At 63.6% G+C, this 15772-nt stretch carries 20 protein-coding genes; 11 read left to right on the top strand and 9 right to left on the bottom strand.

The features are described from left to right. Window positions 1–154: 154 nt before the first annotated feature. On the top strand, window positions 155–358 hold the full coding sequence (locus tag ACVWY3_RS04535; protein WP_456837377.1) for a hypothetical protein: 204 nt from the start codon (window positions 155–157) through the stop codon (window positions 356–358). A 16-nt stretch (window positions 359–374) separates the two neighbouring features. Here ACVWY3_RS04535 and ACVWY3_RS04530 read toward each other — a convergent pair whose 3' ends face one another. Beyond that, window positions 375–1760, bottom strand: coding sequence for a tyrosine-type recombinase/integrase (locus ACVWY3_RS04530; RefSeq protein ID WP_456837376.1), 1386 nt, complete (start codon window positions 1758–1760; stop codon window positions 375–377). A 284-nt stretch (window positions 1761–2044) separates the two neighbouring features. Here ACVWY3_RS04530 and ACVWY3_RS04525 point away from each other — a divergent pair, with 284 nt between their 5' ends. Together ACVWY3_RS04525 and ACVWY3_RS04520 are read left to right on the top strand one after the other, a co-directional pair. Further along, window positions 2045–2275: a hypothetical protein gene (locus tag ACVWY3_RS04525; RefSeq protein ID WP_456837375.1), complete on the top strand. Its 231-nt coding sequence runs from the start codon at window positions 2045–2047 to the stop codon at window positions 2273–2275. Between the two features lie 37 nt (window positions 2276–2312). Continuing rightward, the gene (locus tag ACVWY3_RS04520; RefSeq protein ID WP_456837374.1) at window positions 2313–2711 is read left to right on the top strand and encodes a hypothetical protein; all 399 of its coding nucleotides are present in this window, start codon (window positions 2313–2315) and stop codon (window positions 2709–2711) included. A 98-nt stretch (window positions 2712–2809) separates the two neighbouring features. On the opposite strand, the gene ACVWY3_RS04515 is transcribed toward ACVWY3_RS04520, so the two are convergent. Next, a complete protein-coding gene (locus ACVWY3_RS04515; protein WP_456837373.1) occupies window positions 2810–3364 on the bottom strand; it encodes an SET domain-containing protein in 555 nt (184 codons plus the stop codon). Between the two features lie 156 nt (window positions 3365–3520). Between ACVWY3_RS04515 and ACVWY3_RS04510 the strand changes: the two genes are divergently transcribed. After that, window positions 3521–4126, top strand: coding sequence for a hypothetical protein (locus ACVWY3_RS04510; protein WP_456837372.1), 606 nt, complete (start codon window positions 3521–3523; stop codon window positions 4124–4126). Between the two features lie 9 nt (window positions 4127–4135). On the opposite strand, the gene ACVWY3_RS04505 is transcribed toward ACVWY3_RS04510, so the two are convergent. After that, window positions 4136–4867, bottom strand: coding sequence for a TetR/AcrR family transcriptional regulator (locus ACVWY3_RS04505; RefSeq protein WP_456837371.1), 732 nt, complete (start codon window positions 4865–4867; stop codon window positions 4136–4138). Between the two features lie 105 nt (window positions 4868–4972). Between ACVWY3_RS04505 and ACVWY3_RS04500 the strand changes: the two genes are divergently transcribed. The 5 genes from ACVWY3_RS04500 (at window position 4973) to ACVWY3_RS04480 (ending at window position 8318) form a co-directional block, all read left to right on the top strand. Beyond that, the gene (locus ACVWY3_RS04500) at window positions 4973–6370 is read left to right on the top strand and encodes a carotenoid oxygenase family protein (RefSeq protein WP_456837370.1); all 1398 of its coding nucleotides are present in this window, start codon (window positions 4973–4975) and stop codon (window positions 6368–6370) included. 68 nt (window positions 6371–6438) lie between these two features. Beyond that, on the top strand, window positions 6439–6696 hold the full coding sequence (locus tag ACVWY3_RS04495) for a hypothetical protein (RefSeq protein WP_456837369.1): 258 nt from the start codon (window positions 6439–6441) through the stop codon (window positions 6694–6696). 75 nt (window positions 6697–6771) lie between these two features. Continuing rightward, the gene (locus tag ACVWY3_RS04490) at window positions 6772–7347 is read left to right on the top strand and encodes a hypothetical protein (RefSeq protein ID WP_456837368.1); all 576 of its coding nucleotides are present in this window, start codon (window positions 6772–6774) and stop codon (window positions 7345–7347) included. Between the two features lie 12 nt (window positions 7348–7359). Further along, a complete protein-coding gene (locus tag ACVWY3_RS04485; protein ID WP_456837367.1) occupies window positions 7360–7914 on the top strand; it encodes an inner membrane-spanning protein YciB in 555 nt (184 codons plus the stop codon). A gap of 107 nt (window positions 7915–8021) precedes the next feature. Continuing rightward, window positions 8022–8318, top strand: a complete 297-nt coding sequence (locus ACVWY3_RS04480; RefSeq protein WP_456837366.1) for a hypothetical protein — start codon at window positions 8022–8024, stop codon at window positions 8316–8318. Between the two features lie 91 nt (window positions 8319–8409). Here the strand turns inward: ACVWY3_RS04480 and ACVWY3_RS04475 are convergent, their stop codons facing one another. Then, complete coding sequence (locus ACVWY3_RS04475; protein WP_456837365.1) at window positions 8410–10065, bottom strand: fumarate hydratase; 1656 nt, start codon at window positions 10063–10065, stop codon at window positions 8410–8412. Window positions 10066–10308: 243 nt separating this feature from the next. Between ACVWY3_RS04475 and ACVWY3_RS04470 the strand changes: the two genes are divergently transcribed. Both ACVWY3_RS04470 and ACVWY3_RS04465 read left to right on the top strand, forming a co-directional pair. Continuing rightward, window positions 10309–10782 (top strand): hypothetical protein, encoded by a 474-nt coding sequence (locus ACVWY3_RS04470; RefSeq protein WP_456837364.1) that lies wholly within the window; start codon window positions 10309–10311, stop codon window positions 10780–10782. 275 nt (window positions 10783–11057) lie between these two features. Beyond that, window positions 11058–11231, top strand: a complete 174-nt coding sequence (locus ACVWY3_RS04465; protein ID WP_456837363.1) for a hypothetical protein — start codon at window positions 11058–11060, stop codon at window positions 11229–11231. On the opposite strand, the gene ACVWY3_RS04460 is transcribed toward ACVWY3_RS04465, so the two are convergent. The 5 genes from ACVWY3_RS04460 to ACVWY3_RS04440 form a co-directional block, all read right to left on the bottom strand. Beyond that, entirely contained in the window at window positions 11232–11516 is a 285-nt protein-coding gene (locus tag ACVWY3_RS04460) for a hypothetical protein (RefSeq protein ID WP_456837362.1), read from the bottom strand. 177 nt (window positions 11517–11693) lie between these two features. Continuing rightward, window positions 11694–12401 carry a glutathione S-transferase gene (locus tag ACVWY3_RS04455; protein WP_456837361.1) on the bottom strand — a complete coding sequence of 236 codons (708 nt, stop codon included), beginning with the start codon at window positions 12399–12401 and terminating at the stop codon, window positions 11694–11696. A 96-nt stretch (window positions 12402–12497) separates the two neighbouring features. After that, window positions 12498–13178, bottom strand: coding sequence for a lectin (locus tag ACVWY3_RS04450; RefSeq protein WP_456837360.1), 681 nt, complete (start codon window positions 13176–13178; stop codon window positions 12498–12500). A 145-nt stretch (window positions 13179–13323) separates the two neighbouring features. Continuing rightward, on the bottom strand, window positions 13324–14340 hold the full coding sequence (locus tag ACVWY3_RS04445) for a Tim44 domain-containing protein (protein ID WP_456837359.1): 1017 nt from the start codon (window positions 14338–14340) through the stop codon (window positions 13324–13326). A gap of 247 nt (window positions 14341–14587) precedes the next feature. Continuing rightward, a complete protein-coding gene (locus ACVWY3_RS04440; RefSeq protein WP_456843288.1) occupies window positions 14588–15706 on the bottom strand; it encodes a response regulator in 1119 nt (372 codons plus the stop codon). Between the last annotated feature and the right edge of the window lie 66 nt (window positions 15707–15772).

Below are 15772 nucleotides of genomic sequence, written 5' to 3'. Positions count from 1 at the left end.
AATGAATCACGGATCCTTCTGCCGACCCATAATGCTCGAAGCCTTCTCTGCCTTCACTAGACCGCAGACCAAAGCCATGAATTGAATTGGCGCAGCGCCGTCTTTTTGCGGCGGGGCAACGATGAGTAGTCTAGCACGGGAAGAATCGACGACGATGAGCGGCGCGCCCAGTCAGAAACGCAACCTGATTCCATTGAAGAAGGCTTTGGAGCGGGGTGGATTCGGTCGAACCAAGGCATACGAACTGATCAAGAACGGAAGAATCCTCGCTTACAAGATGGGAGGGCAGACCATGGTCGATGCCGATTCCCTCGACGCCTATCATAGATCCCTTCCTCGCATTGAGCCGAGCACATGAAGAGAAGCGCTGCAGCTTAGCCTGTCGCAGTGCTGGCAGGAATCGCCGAGGTCACCACAATTTTTCTTGGATCGGCAAAGCTATCAGCTCGATCAGCCCAATGCTGCATCAACTTGGTGCGCGAGCCGATCAGTGCAAGCGGCCCGTGCCGTTTGTAGATCGCCTTTACCGAGCCACTTTCGAGATGCGCTAGCTGGAGCTCTACTACATCGCTGTCCCACGCCTTTGCTTCGTCGATTTCCTCATGGTGGCAAAGCGTCGAGAATGTAGTGCGGAAACCGTGGGCGCAATGCTCGGTCTTGGTGTCGATGCCGAGCGCCCGCAACCGATGACAGAGCGTTCTGCTGGAAAGCGGTGCGTCCTTAGCACAAGCAAACACATAACGCCGATCCCCAGTGATACGCTGCACTCGCTGAAGAATCGCGAGGGTTTGCCGCGACAAAGGCACGACGTGATCCCATCCAGTCTTCATCTTCGCTGCTGGGATGGTCCAGCGTTTGGTATCCCAATCGACTTCAGTCCACTCCATGTAGTTGATCATGCCCGGACGGGGAATCGTCAACGCATCGACTCGAAGGGCATCACCGACCACATCGCCAAATCTGGCCTTCTCCCATGGCGACATGATCAGCCGGAACAAACGAACCACGTCCTGCAGCTCGGTGACGCCGGGCCGTGGCGTTGAGAGGTTGACACTGAGTTGCTTCTTGCAGGTCCGGAACGGATTATATCCATCACCCTCCAGGTCAGCGTAGTCGCAGACTTGCTCACCGATACTGTGGACTCGATCACGGGTCTCCAATCTACCTTCAACCTGCATACCCCGAAAGAAGGCGAGCACATCGGGACGCTTGATGTCCGGCCGATAGAGCCTGCCGAAGCGATCCTTCAAATAGCCGGCCCATCTTTCGAGAAGTGCGATTGTTTCAGGACTGCGCACGGTGACGAGCCTACCACGCTTGATCTTTTCGGTCCTCTTGTCCGCAAGCCATTCGTCGATCCACATGCCGAAAGGACGCTCAGCTGCGTGGCGGTGCCGTTCGAATTGTTTTTCGATCGAGGGATCGACCGGCCTGTCTTGTGCGAGCAGGGCTTTTGCGGCGTCACGCTTCTGGCGGGCCCCGGCGAGCGAGATGGTGCCGTCGCTACCGTTTCCATAAGGCCCGATGGAGTAGGTCTTCTGCCTACCGTGAAAGCGATAGGCCATCCGCCAGAGCTTGGATCCTGCCTTGCCCGCTTTGTTTGGATCCGGCTTGATCAAGAGATAGAGACCGCCGCCGGTCGCGTCGGAAATCTTTCTAGCTTTCCACACTCCGTGCTCAAACTTGGGCTTGGCGGCACGGCAGTCAACGTCGGTCCTGATCTGCTCTGGGTTGGATTGTTTGTCCTTGTCGCTTCGCATCTGCTTTAGATTTCCTCCTACTCGGAATATCGGAAGTCACCGAGAACATCTGCTCTCCCGATACCAACAAAAATACCAACAAGTCGAGCGGCTGGAGGCGAATGAGAACAAACAGTGACGGACACGTATGTACGCAGAAGCTCTTGTTTTTCAAGGGATTCAGGGCACATCGCGAACGGCATTGAACATATTAGAACCGTCCCGAACACGCCCCGTTGTTACCCGCGAGGTAATCGAATTGGGGCGCGGGCGCGCGCATCTTCGGTCGCAATAGGGAGATGACCATGATCGCGCTGTTGCTCTACCGGACCGTCACGGACCACCTTCTTCCCTGGGCGATCGCCCTCGCCAGCCGCATGCTGGCGCGCAGCCTCAACGTGCCGGAGCCGCTGCTGCATTCGACCGGCGACTATGTCGTCGCGCAGGTCATCGCCTTCGAGCACGGCGTCGGCAGGAGCCTCTGCCCGTTCCGCCTCGCCCGCCTGGTCCGCGCCTGGTGGCGCGGACTGTGCTGAATTCCACCCCGAGTCCAACCAGCCAAGGAGACCTACGATGATCGACGCATCCGCCTTCCTGCGCCGCGCCTTGCTCGCCGACGCCATCTTCAGCGGCATTGCTGCCCTCGGCTTCGCGTTCGGCGCAAGCGCGTTTGCTGCGCTGTTCGATCTGCCCGAAGCGCTGCTGCGCGAAACCGGGCTGTTCCTAATCGCCTATACCGCGCTGGTCGGCTGGCTCGCCTCGCGCGCCTGCCTTGCAAAGCCGCTCGTGCTGCTGGTCGTGATCGGCAACGCGGCGTGGACAGTTGGCAGCATTGCGCTGCTGTTCTCGGGCGCAGTGTCGCCGAACCTTGCCGGCGAGCTCATGATCGTAGCGCAGGCGATCGCAACAGGCGTGTTCGCCGAGCTGCAATATGTGGGGCTGCGGAAGAGCGGGAACGTGGTGGCGGCGTGAGGCCCAGCTCACCGTCATTCCGGATCGGGTGCGTCGGCACCAGATCCGGAATCACACCTGACGATGGCCTCGCTTTCGCGTGGGCATGACAGCGGAGACTATGCCCGCGCGCGGGACTTGCCGAACGCGTGACCGTTCAGCTTCTTCTTTTTGATGCCCTTGACGGGCGCCTTCTTGGCCTTGGCTTCCGTGCGCGCCTTCACCTTGGCGCGTTCGGCCCGCGCCTCGGCGCGCAGTTTCTTGCGCTTCTTTTCGCAGGAGTCGCACTTGCAGCCGATCGGCTTCAGATAGGCCTTGAAATAATCGGTGCCGTAATCGTAGTTGATCTCGTCGCCGGGCTCGATGTTCTTGATGGCGCGGATGAACACCTTGCGCTCGCGCGGCCGGACATCGGACTCCGCGTTGGGCCGGCAGGAATGGTTGATGTAGCGTGCGAGATTCTTGCGCACCGAGCCGTCGATGGTCCAGCGGCCGTTGAGCTCGAACAGGTATTTGTTCTCGATCTCGTCCTGCTCGGGAATGCGCGAGTCCAGGATCGGTCCGAAATAACGGATGATCCGGGTTCCCTTCTTGATCGGTTTGGTGGCGAAGAGGCCGAGTCCGGTCTTGGAGCGGCCGACGCGATAGGGTTTGTTCGACGGTGTGGCTGGCATGATCAAAAGAACGAGGACGCGGCCGGATGAGCCGAAGCGAAGCCGCTCTTCTAGAACGATTCCGCGGCGCTGTCAGGTGTCTCACAATCTTGTTTCGAACCTTGCCCACAATCAAGACGTCTGATGGGAGAGTTCCGCTCGCATCGAGGTCTCCTCATGATCCGTACTGCCACCGCATGCCTCACTATGTTGCTGATGTGCACCGGTCTGGAGGGTGCCGCCGCCCAATCCCTCGGCAGCACCTACACCTCGACCGCACCGAAGACCTGCCGCCAGATCGGCAAGCCCAGCGAGCTTGACGGCAGCACGACGCGGGTCTGCCCGGGCAAGGGCGGCCTGATCGTGTTGATCGACGAGGACGATCTGCGCGAGATCGTCTCGGTCGGCCACAGCCGCAGCGTCGCCGCGGAGGAACCGGCGGCACAGAGCTGGTTCGCCCCGTTCAATTCGTCCGAGGCCACCGTCGAATGGCGCGCTGCGGGCACAAAGCCGTTTGCGATCATCCAGCGCTGGCACATCGCCGACAATAACGATACCAACAAGCGGGGACGGCCGAACACCAAGGCGATGCTGGTGGTGACGCGGCTGCCGCCGGGCCCGGTCTGCCACGTCGCCTATGTCGATGCGATCGCCAATCCCGACGCCAACGGGCTCGCGCGCAAGGCCGCCGACGATTTCGCCCGCAGCTTCACTTGCGGCAAGGACGAGGTGAAGATCATCGGCAATAGAGGCCGCGCCGTCGAGCTCGCAACGATGCGCTAGCCCGGCCGATCAGGGCCCTGGCAGCCTGCTCGTGACGGGCGCCGTCAGCATCGCCTCGAGCAGGCGCTCGGCAGTCGTGCCCTCGGGCATACGCTCCAAGATGTCCTCAAGGCGCCCGTCGAGCAGCAGCATGGTGAAGCCGTGCACCATTGACCACGCGCGCGCGATCGCCGCGCCCTGGTTCAGCGTCAGCGTATCGCCGCTGATCTGCTCCTGCCGCATCGCACCGATCGCATTGGCAAGTCCGGCAAACGAAGCCTCAGCCGCCTCTTGCAGCGACGGTCTGGAATAATCGAGCCGCTCGGTGCGGAACATGATGCCGTACATGCCGGGATGCGCCTGCGCATAGGCCACATAGGCCTTCGGCCGCGCCAGCGCGCGCTCGAGTGGCGTGGCGGCGGCCTCACAGGACGAGGCCATCGCCGCGTTGAACTGGCGGAAGCCGACGGCGGCGAGCTCGCTGAGCAGCCCCGTGAGATCGCCGAAATGATGCGTCGGCGCGGCATGCGAGACGCCGGCCTCGCGCGCTACCGCCCGCAATGTCAGGCCGCCAAGCCCGTCGCGCTCCAGCACCCGTTCGGCAGCCTGGAGCAGCGCTTCCCGCAACGCGCCGTGATGATAGCGCGTCTCGGTCTTCGCACTCGCTCCGCGGCGCGCCGGGCGCGGCGCAGCGGTCGACGTTGTTCTTCTGGGGGCACGTGGGTGACGCGCTGTTTCGCCCTTGGTGTCGCTCTTGGCCATTTGCAAGCTATATGACGCAATATTGACAGTGTAAAGATTTCACTTGACGGAAGGCGCGACTAGCCTTAATCGATCTTGACGATGTAAAGATACGGAGGCCACGCCGTGCAGCAGGATGCTATCGCCGAGCGCCGCCACAATCTCGGCCCGATCCCATTCGAGGCCGACGCCCCCTTCCTCAAGATCGTCGGCGAATTGCCGCGCGAGCTGAACGGCACGCTCTATCGTAATGGCCCCAACCCGCAGTTCGATTCGCCCGGCGCGCACTGGTTCGTCGGCGACGGCATGCTGCACGCTTTCCACCTCGAGAACGGCCGTGCCAGCTATCGCAACCGCTGGGTCCGAACGCCGAAATGGCTCGCCGAGCACGATGCCGGCCGCGCGCTGTTCGGCGGCTTCGGCCGCAAGCTGCCGGATGCGCCTGCGAACCTCACCGACGGCGGCGTCGCCAACACCAACATCATCTTCCATGCCGGCAAGCTGCTCGCACTGGAGGAAGCACATCTGCCGACCGAGATCGAGCCGGCCACACTCGCAACACGCGGCTATCACAACTACCAGGGCCGCCTTGCCGGCAGTTTCACCGCGCATCCGAAGGTCGATCCCGTCACGGGCGAGCTCGTGTTCTTCGGCTACAACGCCGCAGGGCCGCTGACAGCTGCCCTCTCCTACGGATCGATAGACGCCTCCGGCCAGGCGACGCGCTTCGAACGGTTCGAGGCGCCCTATGCCAGCATGGTGCACGACTTCATCGTCACCGCGAACTATGTGCTGTTTCCGATCCTGCCCATCACCGGCAGCATGAAGCGCGCGATGAGCGGACGGCCGCCTTATGCCTGGGAGCCGGACAAGGGCGCCTATGTCGGCGTAATGAAGCGCAGCGGCACGGCGAAGGACATCACCTGGTTTCGCGCTGAGGCCTGCTACGTCTTCCACGTCATGAACGCATGGGAGGACGGCGATCGCATCATCGCCGACGTCATGCAGTTCGAGGAAGCGCCGCTGTTTCCACATCCCGACGGCCGGCCGACGGATCCGGAGAAATCACGCGCCCGCCATTGCCGCTGGACGTTCGATTTGTCAGGAAATACCGACCGCTTCCAGCAGACGTACCTGGACGATCTCACCGGCGAATTCCCGCGCATCGACGATCGCCGTGCCGGGCTGAAGAGCCGTCACGGCTGGTACGCCTGCGCCAATCCGAAACTGCCGACGTTCGGCGCGCTGTCGGGCATCGTCCATGTCGACGACAACGGTCGGCGGCTTGGCCATTATCTGCTGCCCACTGGCGACACCATCTCGGAGCCGGTGTTCGTCGAGCGCTCGAAAGATGCGGTCGAGGGCGACGGTTGGCTGCTCGCCGTGATCTGGCGCGCGCGGGAGAACCGCAGCGACCTCGCGGTGTTCAACGCCACCGATATCGAGGTCGGGCCCGTCGCGCTGGTGCAGCTCGCCCACCGCGTGCCGGATGGCTTCCACGGCAATTGGGTGGGGGCGGCGTAGCCCCGCCGTCGTTGCAGGGCGCGACGACGTCGCGAGCCCGGAATGACGGAGAGAGGAGTCAGATTTACATGTCCACGATCACCGCGGACTCCCTGGTCGTTCTCGCCATGGCCTGCGCAGCGCTCGCATTCTGCATGATCCGGCTGCGGCAACAGCATCATGCCATCTTCAACGGAGGCATTCTGCTCGCTGCCGGCCTCCTGGCTGCCTCCGCGCTGCCGCTCCTGGCACGCCTGCCCTGGGCGGAGTTGGCCGGCGAGGCGTCCGACCAAGCCGTTACAGCCCTTCACTTTTTAGAAATTGCCTACACCATTTTGACACTGTAAAGATTTTGCTTGACCCGCGGTCGCTCCTGAACTATTGATCTTTACATCGTAAAGATCGACCTGACCGAGGCGCCCATGGCGATTTTCCTGATCCTCGCGCCCTACGGCGCTTTCACCTTCCTGATGCTGGTGACGTCGGCCGCGGTCAGCGTGTTCGCGGCATCCGCGATCTGCCTCGCCACCATCGCGATCGATGTACTGCGCGGCCGCTCCGCGAAGATCCTGGCCACGGGCTCGGCGATCATGTTCGCCGCGATCGGCCTCTATCTCATGCTGCTCGACCCCGCGCTCGGGACGCTCGGCGTCAAGCTGTCGGTCGACATCGGAATTTTCGTCATCTCGCTCGGCTCGATGCTGGTCCGCCGTCCCTTCACGCTGCAATATGCGCTTGAATCGGTCCCGGCCGAGACCGCAGCGATGCCCGGCTTCCGCTACGCTAATTACGTCATCACCGGCGCCTGGACCACGGCCGCGTTGCTGATGGCGGCTGCCAATCTCGTGCTGCTCTACATCCCAGGCCTGCCGCTCTGGTCGAGCCTTGCGGTCGCCTTCGCCGCCCGCAACAGCGCCATCTACTTCACAAAGTGGTATCCTGAGTATCGCCAGATCAAGTACGGTACGCCGTCCGGCGCACTGCCCGCCCCTCGCTGAACAGGACCGACGATGAAGGACGTATTCGCCCGCCTCGCCTCCGACTTCCTCTCCGCGATCGTCTTCCTGGTCATTTATCTCATCACCGACAACGTCATCCTGGCGACGTCGGTGGCAATTGCCGGCGCGGTGGCGCAGGTGATCTATGCCCGGGTCAAGCGAAGGCAGCTCAACTACATGACCTATGCGAGCCTCGCGCTCGTCGTCGTGCTCGGCACGGTCACGCTGCTGACCAATGACCCGCGATTCATGCTGGCAAAACCCTCGATCGCGCATTTCGCGATCGGCGCCATCATGCTCAAGCGCGGCTGGATGCTGCGCTACATGCCGCCGATCGTCGCCGAGACCGTTCCAGAATATGTGACCGCCGCGGGTTATGCCTGGGCCGCGCTGATGTTCGCGATCGGCGCCGGCATGATCTTCGTGGCTTCGACCGGCGATCTGAAGCTGTGGGCGTTCTACATCACGGTGGTCGCGGGCGGCGCCAAGATCCTGGCCTTTGCCGTGCAGTACGTCGTGCTCCGGCTCATCGTCACCAGCCGCCGGCGCGCCGCTGCCCGCGCCTAAATGCCTCCAATGCAGGGTTAGGCAGGCGCTGCGAGTTGGGCTATAGGCTCCTCCAGGACTGGCCGCGGATCGTCGTGGCCCGCCGGGATTTGTTTCGGGAGATGGGAATGGCCGTGGACGGCAACTGGAATCTGACCATGACGACGCCGATGGGCGAACGTCAGGCGACGCTGACGCTGAAGGCTACCGGCGGCACGCTCACGGGCACGCAGGGTGCGGAAGGCAATACCGCCGAGATCTTCGACGGCACCGTCTCTGGCGAGAACGTCAACTGGAAGGTCTCGATCACCAACCCGATGCGGCTCACGCTCGAATTCACTGGCACGGTCACCGGAGACAGCATGAGCGGCGAAATGGGCATCGGCCCGATGGGCAGCTTCCCGTTCACCGGCGCGCGGGCGTAAACACCGCGCGGCATTCATATGCGGGCATGACCCGCGTATCCATCTCGCTTGAAGAACGATGAATGGCCGGGTCAAGCCCGGCCATGACAGCTCAGCCCAGATTCAACTCCTTGAAGAAGTCGTTCCCCTTGTCGTCGATGATGATGAACGCCGGGAAGTCGACGACTTCGATGCGCCAGATCGCTTCCATGCCGAGCTCGGGATATTCGAGCACCTCGACCTTCTTGATGCAGTGCTCGGCGAGGTTCGCCGCCGCACCGCCGATCGAGCCGAGATAGAAGCCGCCGTACTTCTTGCAGGCCTCGCGCACGGCCGGCGCGCGATTGCCCTTGGCCACCATCACCATCGAGCCGCCCGCGGCCTGGAACTGGTCGACAAAGGAATCCATGCGGCCCGCCGTGGTCGGACCGAACGCGCCGGAGGCATAGCCTTCGGGCGTCTTGGCGGGGCCGGCGTAATAGACCGGATGGTTCTTGAAATAGTCAGGCAGCGGCTCGCCCTTCTCCAGCCGCTCGCGCAGCTTGGCATGCGCAGAGTCGCGCGCGACGATCATGGTGCCGGTCATCGAGACGCGGGTCTTGATCGGATACTTCGAGAACGTCGCCAGAATGTCCTTCATCGGCTGATTGAGGTCGATCTTGACCACCTCGCCGCCGAGCGACTGCTCGACCTGCGGCAGATACTGCGCCGGGTTGTGCTCGAGCTCCTCGAGATAGATGCCGTCCTTGGTGATCTTGCCCAACACCTGGCGGTCGGCGGAGCAGGACACGCCCAGCCCGATCGGGAGCGAGGCGCCGTGACGCGGCATGCGGATCACGCGCACGTCGTGGCAGAAATACTTTCCGCCGAACTGCGCGCCCACACCCAGGCTTTGCGTCATCTTGTGGATTTCCTTCTCCATCTCGACGTCGCGGAAGGCGTTGCCGTCGGGCGAGCCGTGGGTCGGCAGCGCATCGAGATAGCGGGCGGAGGCGAGCTTCACCGTCTTCATGCAGAGCTCAGCCGAGGTGCCGCCGATGACGATGGCGAGGTGATAAGGCGGGCACGCGGCGGTGCCGAGGGTCAGGATCTTTTCCTTCAGGAAAGCAAGCAGCCGGTCCTTGGTCAGCACCGAGGGCGTCGCCTGGAACAGAAAGCTCTTGTTGGCGGAGCCGCCGCCCTTCGCCATGAACATGAACTTGTAGGCGTCGTCACCCTCCGCGTAGATCTCGCACTGCGCCGGCATGTTGTTGGCAGTGTTCTTCTCCTCGTACATCGAGAGCGGCGCGACCTGCGAGTAGCGCAGATTGCGGCGCAAGTAAGCGTCGCGCGCGCCTTCCGACAGCGCGGCCTCGTCGTCTCCGTCGGTGATGACGTTGCAGCCCTTCTTGCCCATGATGATCGCAGTGCCGGTGTCCTGGCACATCGGCAAAACGCCGCCGGCCGCGATGTTGGCGTTCTTCAGGAAGTCCAGTGCGACGAACTTGTCGTTCGGGCTCGCCTCGGCGTCCTCCAAGATCGCGCGAAGCTGCTTCAGATGGCCGGGCCGCAGATAATGGTTGATCTCGCCGAAAGCCGCCTCGGACAGCGCCCGCAGCGCCTCGCGCGACACCACCAGCATGTCCTTACCCAGGACCTTCTCGACCCTGACGCCGTCGGACGAAATCTTCTTGTAAGGCGTCTCGTCCTTGCCCAGTGGAAACAGTGGGGTGTGCTTGTAGGGCGGGACGGGCTTTGACTGATCGGGGAAGGCGGTGGGAGCGTTCATGAGGCAAATCTCGGGGTTTTGGAGCCCTGGCGGGCCCTAGCATAGAAGCGTTCTAAGCTTTTTTGACGTAAAGGGAAGGCGTTCTGGCGCGGTCGGGGCATCCGGATTCGACACCCTGACCACCCTGTTCCAGCGATGTCAGTGAAGTCCCGTCGCCATCATGATGCCTGGGAAGACCGGGCTGCACCCCTTGCGCTCCGGTCGTGACGAAGGTTCAATGCGCGCCCTCAGGGGCTTTTCATCATGATTTTCAAACCGACCATCCGCGGCGCGATCCTGGTCGCCGCCGCCATCACCGGCCTTGTGACCCTCACCTCGCCCGCGCGCGCGGACCGCTGCGACGACAGCGCCAAGGAGCTGGCGGACCAGATCGACCGTCTCAAGGTGAATTTCCGCGCCGCCAACATCGTATACCTGACGCATCCCTCGGCCAAGGAGCTGTCGGTCGGGTGCCGCGGCGATAAATATTCGATCGAGCTCTATGCCAAGGGCGACCGCAAGCCGACGCCGGAGTTCCTGACGCTGGTGGGCTCGATGGCGGCGATCGTGTTCACCGTGACCAAGGACGACACCACGACCGGCGCGACGCGCTGTCTGAAGCGGATGGGTCTCTTGCGCGGTGACAAGATCACGATGCGCTACCGGCGGCTCAACATGGAATGCACGCGTACCAAGACGGACGCGTCGATTGCGATTACGCGCGGCAAGGACGAATAGAGGGGCACCTGCTCTTTCCACGGGCGCCGCGGCGTGCGCGTCGCGGCGCCACCGCCACACACCCCGGCATTGCGAGCGCCTTGTCCGCGAAAGCGAAGAGCGACGGCGGAAGCGAGGCAATCCAGCGTCTTTCCGCGAAGACAGACTGGGATTGCTTTCGTCGCAACGGCAGCTTCCGCCACTGCCCCATTCCCTCGCATTTTAACGATTGTCTTGAAGGAAATTTCGGTCCTCCCGGAGCAAGGTCAATTGTTTCCATCTGTGAGGATTTGTGGATGAGCGTTTCGACCGTTGCGCCGCCGCCGATCGCGATCGTGGTGCCGAGCTACGACACGACCAAGCAGCAGGACGACCAGACCAAGACTCAAGACAATGACCCGACTTACAAGCCGCAGCCGCCCGCACCGCTGCCGCCGGGCCAGGGCACGCGGATCGATCAGCTCGCCTGATCAGGCCCTTCCCAAGTTGAAACGCCCGATCCGATCGATCGGGCCTTTCGCGTTTCCGGCCGCATCGTTGCCGGCTGGCTGGATCGATATCGAGCGCGGTTGACCACGCGCCCCACGCGGCACAACGACCCTCTTCATCGCGGCGGCGCGCCACTGTTCGCGGTCCGCCATCAGCAAGGCAGCGATCGATACGATCGTCGCGCCCGACCTCATCCGCAAGCTGTTCAAGCTGACGCCGACCGAGCTGCGCGTGTTCCTCGCCATGGACGCGACAATGTTCTGCAAGCCGCCCTCTCCCGACGAGCGCGAGCCCCTTGATTCAAGTGAGCGGCCTGGTCACGAGCGCTCGCAGCTTGCGGGAAGCTATCAGGTTTTCGGGCGATTGATCGCGTCCGAAACGGCCGGTCCGGGACGGGGGCTGCCGCCAGCCTAAGTCCGGGCCGGCTAAAGCATCATCGCGCTTTAACTGTCGAGCTCGCGATAGCGGCGGAAGATGCCCTGCTCGTTGAACGGTATCCGTCGCTCGCTTGCGAGATAGGCCTTGATGTTCGGCCGCGCGGCGATGCGGTCATGCAGGCCGACGAGCCCCGGAATATCCGTCTCGAACGTCTTCATGCGTTTAGGGAACGCGTAGCGCAGCCCCGCGACGATCTGGAACAGCGAGAGATCGACGTAAGTCAGCCGGCGGCCCGTCACGTAGGCGCCACCATTGTTGGCGAGCAGCTGCTCGAAATAGCCGAGATATTTCGGCACGCGCTCGTCCCAGAACTCGGCCGTGCGCTTCTTCGCCGCCGGCCGCGCGTCCTCGTAATAGAGCGAAGGTCCGAGCGGATGATGGGTATCGTGGATCTCGACCACGAGATCGGTGATGGTGAGCTGAAGCTGGTGCACCCAGAGCTGGCCTGCTTCCGCCTTCGGCGCGAGGCCGTGACGGCTGCCGAGATAGAGCAGGATGTTGGCGGTCTGGCCGATGACGAGCTTGCCCGCCTTCAGGAACGGCGGCGCAAAGGGCGGCGTGCCGCCACCCCCCTCCATCATCTTCATCATCGCACTGGTGCCGCGCGGCCCCCGCGCGACATCGACGTAAGCCGCTCCCGCCTCCTCCAGCGCCAGCCGCACATATTCGCCGCGGCCCTGGATCTCGGGCCAGTAGTAGAGCTCGTATTTCATGGGAGGGTCCGTGAGCGTGAATGCTGCGGAACCAATGTAGCATGCGCCTCAGGGTTCCGTCGGGTGAGACGGAACCCTCTCGCAACGACCGGAGTCTCAATTCGCCGCGAAGCAGTACAGCAGCCCATCGCCGCCGGTGCTCTTCAGATCGGCCTGCGAGCAGCCGCCGTCGGGACCGCGCGAGGGGTGAGAGCTGTTCCAGGACCTTGACGGCTCGTCGTCGCGCAGGCCCTTACGATCGGCATGGCCGACGACCGCCGCGCCTTGCGTACTGGATGTCCAGTTCTTGCAGGTCTTGTCGTCTCCCGGGGCAAAAGCGGTGCCGTCGGGTTGCGATCCCGTGAGGATATCGTGCCGGTTTGGCGTGTCGCCGGCACCGTTGATGACCTCGCCCTTCTCGCTGAGTGCTGTCTGCTTGGTGAGATTGTTGGCCGGACCGTGCAGGTCGGCAACGTCCTTGGCGATGACCGTGCCCTTGGCATTCTGCCAGGGTCCCTTGCCGATGCGATCGCGGGCGTTGACGGCCGGCTTGCCGTCGGCGGCCTGCGTTGAGAGATAGGCGCGCCAGGTCTTGGCGCCGGCGCCGGCGGCCTGAGCGAGCTTCGCGCAGTGCGCATCGGCTCCTTCCAGGCCGCCAAGATCGGCGCCCTTGCCCGGGCCGCTGGAGGTCACGAAGAACGTCATGTCAGCTGACTGCGCGTGCGCGGATGGCGCCGCGAGCAAGGCCAGCGCGAGCGCGAGCGCTGAAATCGTCACGGATCTCTCGATACGTATCATCTTGTCCTCCCAGGAGTGTTTTTGGTTCGCCGCCTGACTTCAACCCGAGCCGGGCCCGCTTATTCCGATCCCGCGCTGCGGAACCGGCCAAAGAAAAGGGCGCCGTGCCGAAGCACGACGCCCTGGTTTCTCATCTCGTCCGCAATCAGTTGGTCTGCTGGATCGCCGACAATTCCCAGCCGCCGTTCGGGCGGCGGGCAAAGGTCCAGATTTCGGTCGCCTCGCCCGGCTGCTCGCTGCCGGCGACGATCGCGCCGGTGTTGCGGTCCACCGTCTTGTCGGTGAGCGCAAAGCGCAGCGCCACCGTGGCGTAGTCGGTCTCGCCTTCGCGCCAGGCTTCCGCGAGGTCGCCCTGGAGCAGCTTGACGTTGGTCACCTTGTTCACGACGTTGCGCGCGCGGTTTTGGGCGAGATCCTGCTCGAAATAGGAGACCATCTCCGGCGTCGCGAGCGTGTGCAGCTTGGCTACGTCCTCGTTCGACCAGGCGGTCTGGATCTCGCCGAGCAGGCGCTCGAACGCCTCATAGTCATCGGGCTTGATCTCGAGGGGCGCATTGTTGTTGCCGCCGAAGCCGAAGCTGCCAAGACCACCACCAAGACCACCACCAAGTCCGCTGCGATAGTTCGTCTGAGACCCCGGACCGGTACCTGCGTCAGCGTTGGCATAAGCCGCCTGCGGGCTGTGACGGCGCTGCCACCATGACATCGCCAGCCGCACCACGAACACCACGAGCACGATCTGGATGATCAGGCCGAGGATCGAGGACAGGCCGCCGAGGCCGCCGAACAGGCCGCCGCCGAACAGCATGCCGAGCAGGCCTGCGCCGAGGAAACCGGCCGCGAGGCCGCCGAGGAAGCCGCCGCCGCGGCCGAACAGGCCGCCGCGCGCCGGCGCGGCTGCAGCCGAATTCATGCCTGCGCCCGGCTGGGTGTAGGTGCGGTTGAACTGCGAGGTCGAGCCCGGGGCGGTCGTGGTTGACGGCGGCGCCGAAAAGGTCCGCGAGCCGCGCGACCCCGACGACATGCCGCCACCGACGCGCGCGTCGGCAGACGAGATCGCGAGCGCAGTCGGCAGTGCAAGCGCCAGCACGACGGCGATTGTCTTGAAGAGACTGCGGGAGCGTTGCGAGAAATTCATGTGTGTTTCCCAAATCCCCGGCATGGGGACGTGCCCCTAAGATGGGCAGACTTCCCGAAAAGTGAAGTCGGTTTCGAAACCCGCAGCTGCGGCCCTCAGTCGCGGGGATGTGGCAAAAACCCATATTTGGCGGGGGCTTGGCCGGGGTGCGCGCGGAACCGTGGTCGCCCATTACCGGCCCTTCTCGCGGTGATATTGCCGCCTTTTCCTCGTCATTGGCGTGCGGCTGTCACCACCGTCATGTATGGACAGCAAGCGGTGTGGGGCGGCCTCACCCCTGCTTCGTCATCGTCTCCTTCACCGCCGCCACGAGCTGGCTGAGAGTGAAGGGCTTTGGCAGGAAGTCGAACTGCTGGCCCTCGGGCAGGCTCTTCTCGAAGGCGTCCTCCGCGTAGCCGGAGACGAAGATGAACTTGATGTCGGGATTCTTGTCGCGCATCGCCTTGAGCAGCGTCGGGCCGTCCATCTCCGGCATCACGACGTCGGAGACGACGAGATCGATTGCGCCGCTCTGCTCGTCCAGCACCTCCATGGCCTCGACGCCGTTCTCGGCCTCGACGACGGTGTAGCCACGTGAGCGCAGGCCGCGGGCGTTGAGTGCGCGCAAGCCCTCCTCGTCCTCGACCAGCAGGATGGTTCCCTGCCCCGTGAGATCCGTGCGTGGCTTTGCCTCCGCCGCCGCGGGCGCGGCCTCCTTCGCGGCGCCATTGGTGGCGCTGACCGCGGCCGCCGGCTGCTCGACCTGCACCTCCGCCTCGGGATGATGGCGCGGCAGGAAGATGTGGAACGAGGTGCCCTGTCCCGGCTCGGAGTCCACGTAAATGAAGCCGCCGGTCTGCTTGACGATGCCGTAGACGGTGGAGAGGCCGAGGCCGGTGCCTTTGCCAACTTCCTTGGTCGAGAAGAACGGCTCAAAAATCTTGTCGCGGATGTCGGCGGGAATGCCGGTGCCGGTGTCGGCGACCTCGATCCGCACATAGTCCGCGGCCGGCATGCCCTTGTAGGCGAGCTTGGCCGCTTCCTCGGCGGTGACGTTGGCGGTGCGGATGATCAGCTTGCCGCCGTCGGGCATGGCGTCGCGCGCGTTGACCGCGAGGTTGACGATGACCTGCTCGAACTGTGAGACGTCGACCTTGACCGGCCAGAGATCGCGGCCGTGGATGGTCTCGTGCTTGACCTTCTCGCCGATCAGCCGGCGCAGCAGCATGGCGAGGTCGGACAGCGCGTCGCCGAGATCGAGCACTTGCGGCCGCAGCGTCTGGCGCCGCGAGAACGCCAGCAGCTGCCGCACCAATGTGGCGGCGCGCGTCGCGTTCTGCTTGATCTGCATGATGTCCTGGAACGACGGATCGGTCGGCTTGTGCGCGTTCAGCAGGAAATCGTTCGCCATCATGATGGCGGAAAGCACGTTGTTGAAATCGTGGGCGATGCCGCCGGCGAGCTGACCGACCGTCTC

Source organism: Bradyrhizobium sp. USDA 4486, from assembly GCF_054057995.1.
This window is presented reverse-complemented; position numbering and strand designations above follow the sequence as displayed.

What these genes read in the sequence shown, in the direction of transcription:
- ACVWY3_RS04535 (WP_456837377.1), top strand. Translation starts at nt 155, where the DNA reads ATGAGCGGCGCGCCCAGTCAGAAACGCAACCTGATTCCATTGAAGAAG.
- ACVWY3_RS04530 (WP_456837376.1), bottom strand. Translation starts at nt 1,760, where the DNA reads ATGCGAAGCGACAAGGACAAACAATCCAACCCAGAGCAGATCAGGACC.
- ACVWY3_RS04525 (WP_456837375.1), top strand. Translation starts at nt 2,045, where the DNA reads ATGATCGCGCTGTTGCTCTACCGGACCGTCACGGACCACCTTCTTCCC.
- ACVWY3_RS04520 (WP_456837374.1), top strand. Translation starts at nt 2,313, where the DNA reads ATGATCGACGCATCCGCCTTCCTGCGCCGCGCCTTGCTCGCCGACGCC.
- ACVWY3_RS04515 (WP_456837373.1), bottom strand. Translation starts at nt 3,364, where the DNA reads ATGCCAGCCACACCGTCGAACAAACCCTATCGCGTCGGCCGCTCCAAG.
- ACVWY3_RS04510 (WP_456837372.1), top strand. Translation starts at nt 3,521, where the DNA reads ATGATCCGTACTGCCACCGCATGCCTCACTATGTTGCTGATGTGCACC.
- ACVWY3_RS04505 (WP_456837371.1), bottom strand. Translation starts at nt 4,867, where the DNA reads ATGGCCAAGAGCGACACCAAGGGCGAAACAGCGCGTCACCCACGTGCC.
- ACVWY3_RS04495 (WP_456837369.1), top strand. Translation starts at nt 6,439, where the DNA reads ATGTCCACGATCACCGCGGACTCCCTGGTCGTTCTCGCCATGGCCTGC.
- ACVWY3_RS04490 (WP_456837368.1), top strand. Translation starts at nt 6,772, where the DNA reads ATGGCGATTTTCCTGATCCTCGCGCCCTACGGCGCTTTCACCTTCCTG.
- ACVWY3_RS04485 (WP_456837367.1), top strand. Translation starts at nt 7,360, where the DNA reads ATGAAGGACGTATTCGCCCGCCTCGCCTCCGACTTCCTCTCCGCGATC.
- ACVWY3_RS04480 (WP_456837366.1), top strand. Translation starts at nt 8,022, where the DNA reads ATGGCCGTGGACGGCAACTGGAATCTGACCATGACGACGCCGATGGGC.
- ACVWY3_RS04475 (WP_456837365.1), bottom strand. Translation starts at nt 10,065, where the DNA reads ATGAACGCTCCCACCGCCTTCCCCGATCAGTCAAAGCCCGTCCCGCCC.
- ACVWY3_RS04470 (WP_456837364.1), top strand. Translation starts at nt 10,309, where the DNA reads ATGATTTTCAAACCGACCATCCGCGGCGCGATCCTGGTCGCCGCCGCC.
- ACVWY3_RS04465 (WP_456837363.1), top strand. Translation starts at nt 11,058, where the DNA reads ATGAGCGTTTCGACCGTTGCGCCGCCGCCGATCGCGATCGTGGTGCCG.
- ACVWY3_RS04455 (WP_456837361.1), bottom strand. Translation starts at nt 12,401, where the DNA reads ATGAAATACGAGCTCTACTACTGGCCCGAGATCCAGGGCCGCGGCGAA.
- ACVWY3_RS04450 (WP_456837360.1), bottom strand. Translation starts at nt 13,178, where the DNA reads ATGATACGTATCGAGAGATCCGTGACGATTTCAGCGCTCGCGCTCGCG.
- ACVWY3_RS04445 (WP_456837359.1), bottom strand. Translation starts at nt 14,340, where the DNA reads ATGCCGGGGATTTGGGAAACACACATGAATTTCTCGCAACGCTCCCGC.
- ACVWY3_RS04440 (WP_456843288.1), bottom strand. Translation starts at nt 15,706, where the DNA reads ATGGCGAACGATTTCCTGCTGAACGCGCACAAGCCGACCGATCCGTCG.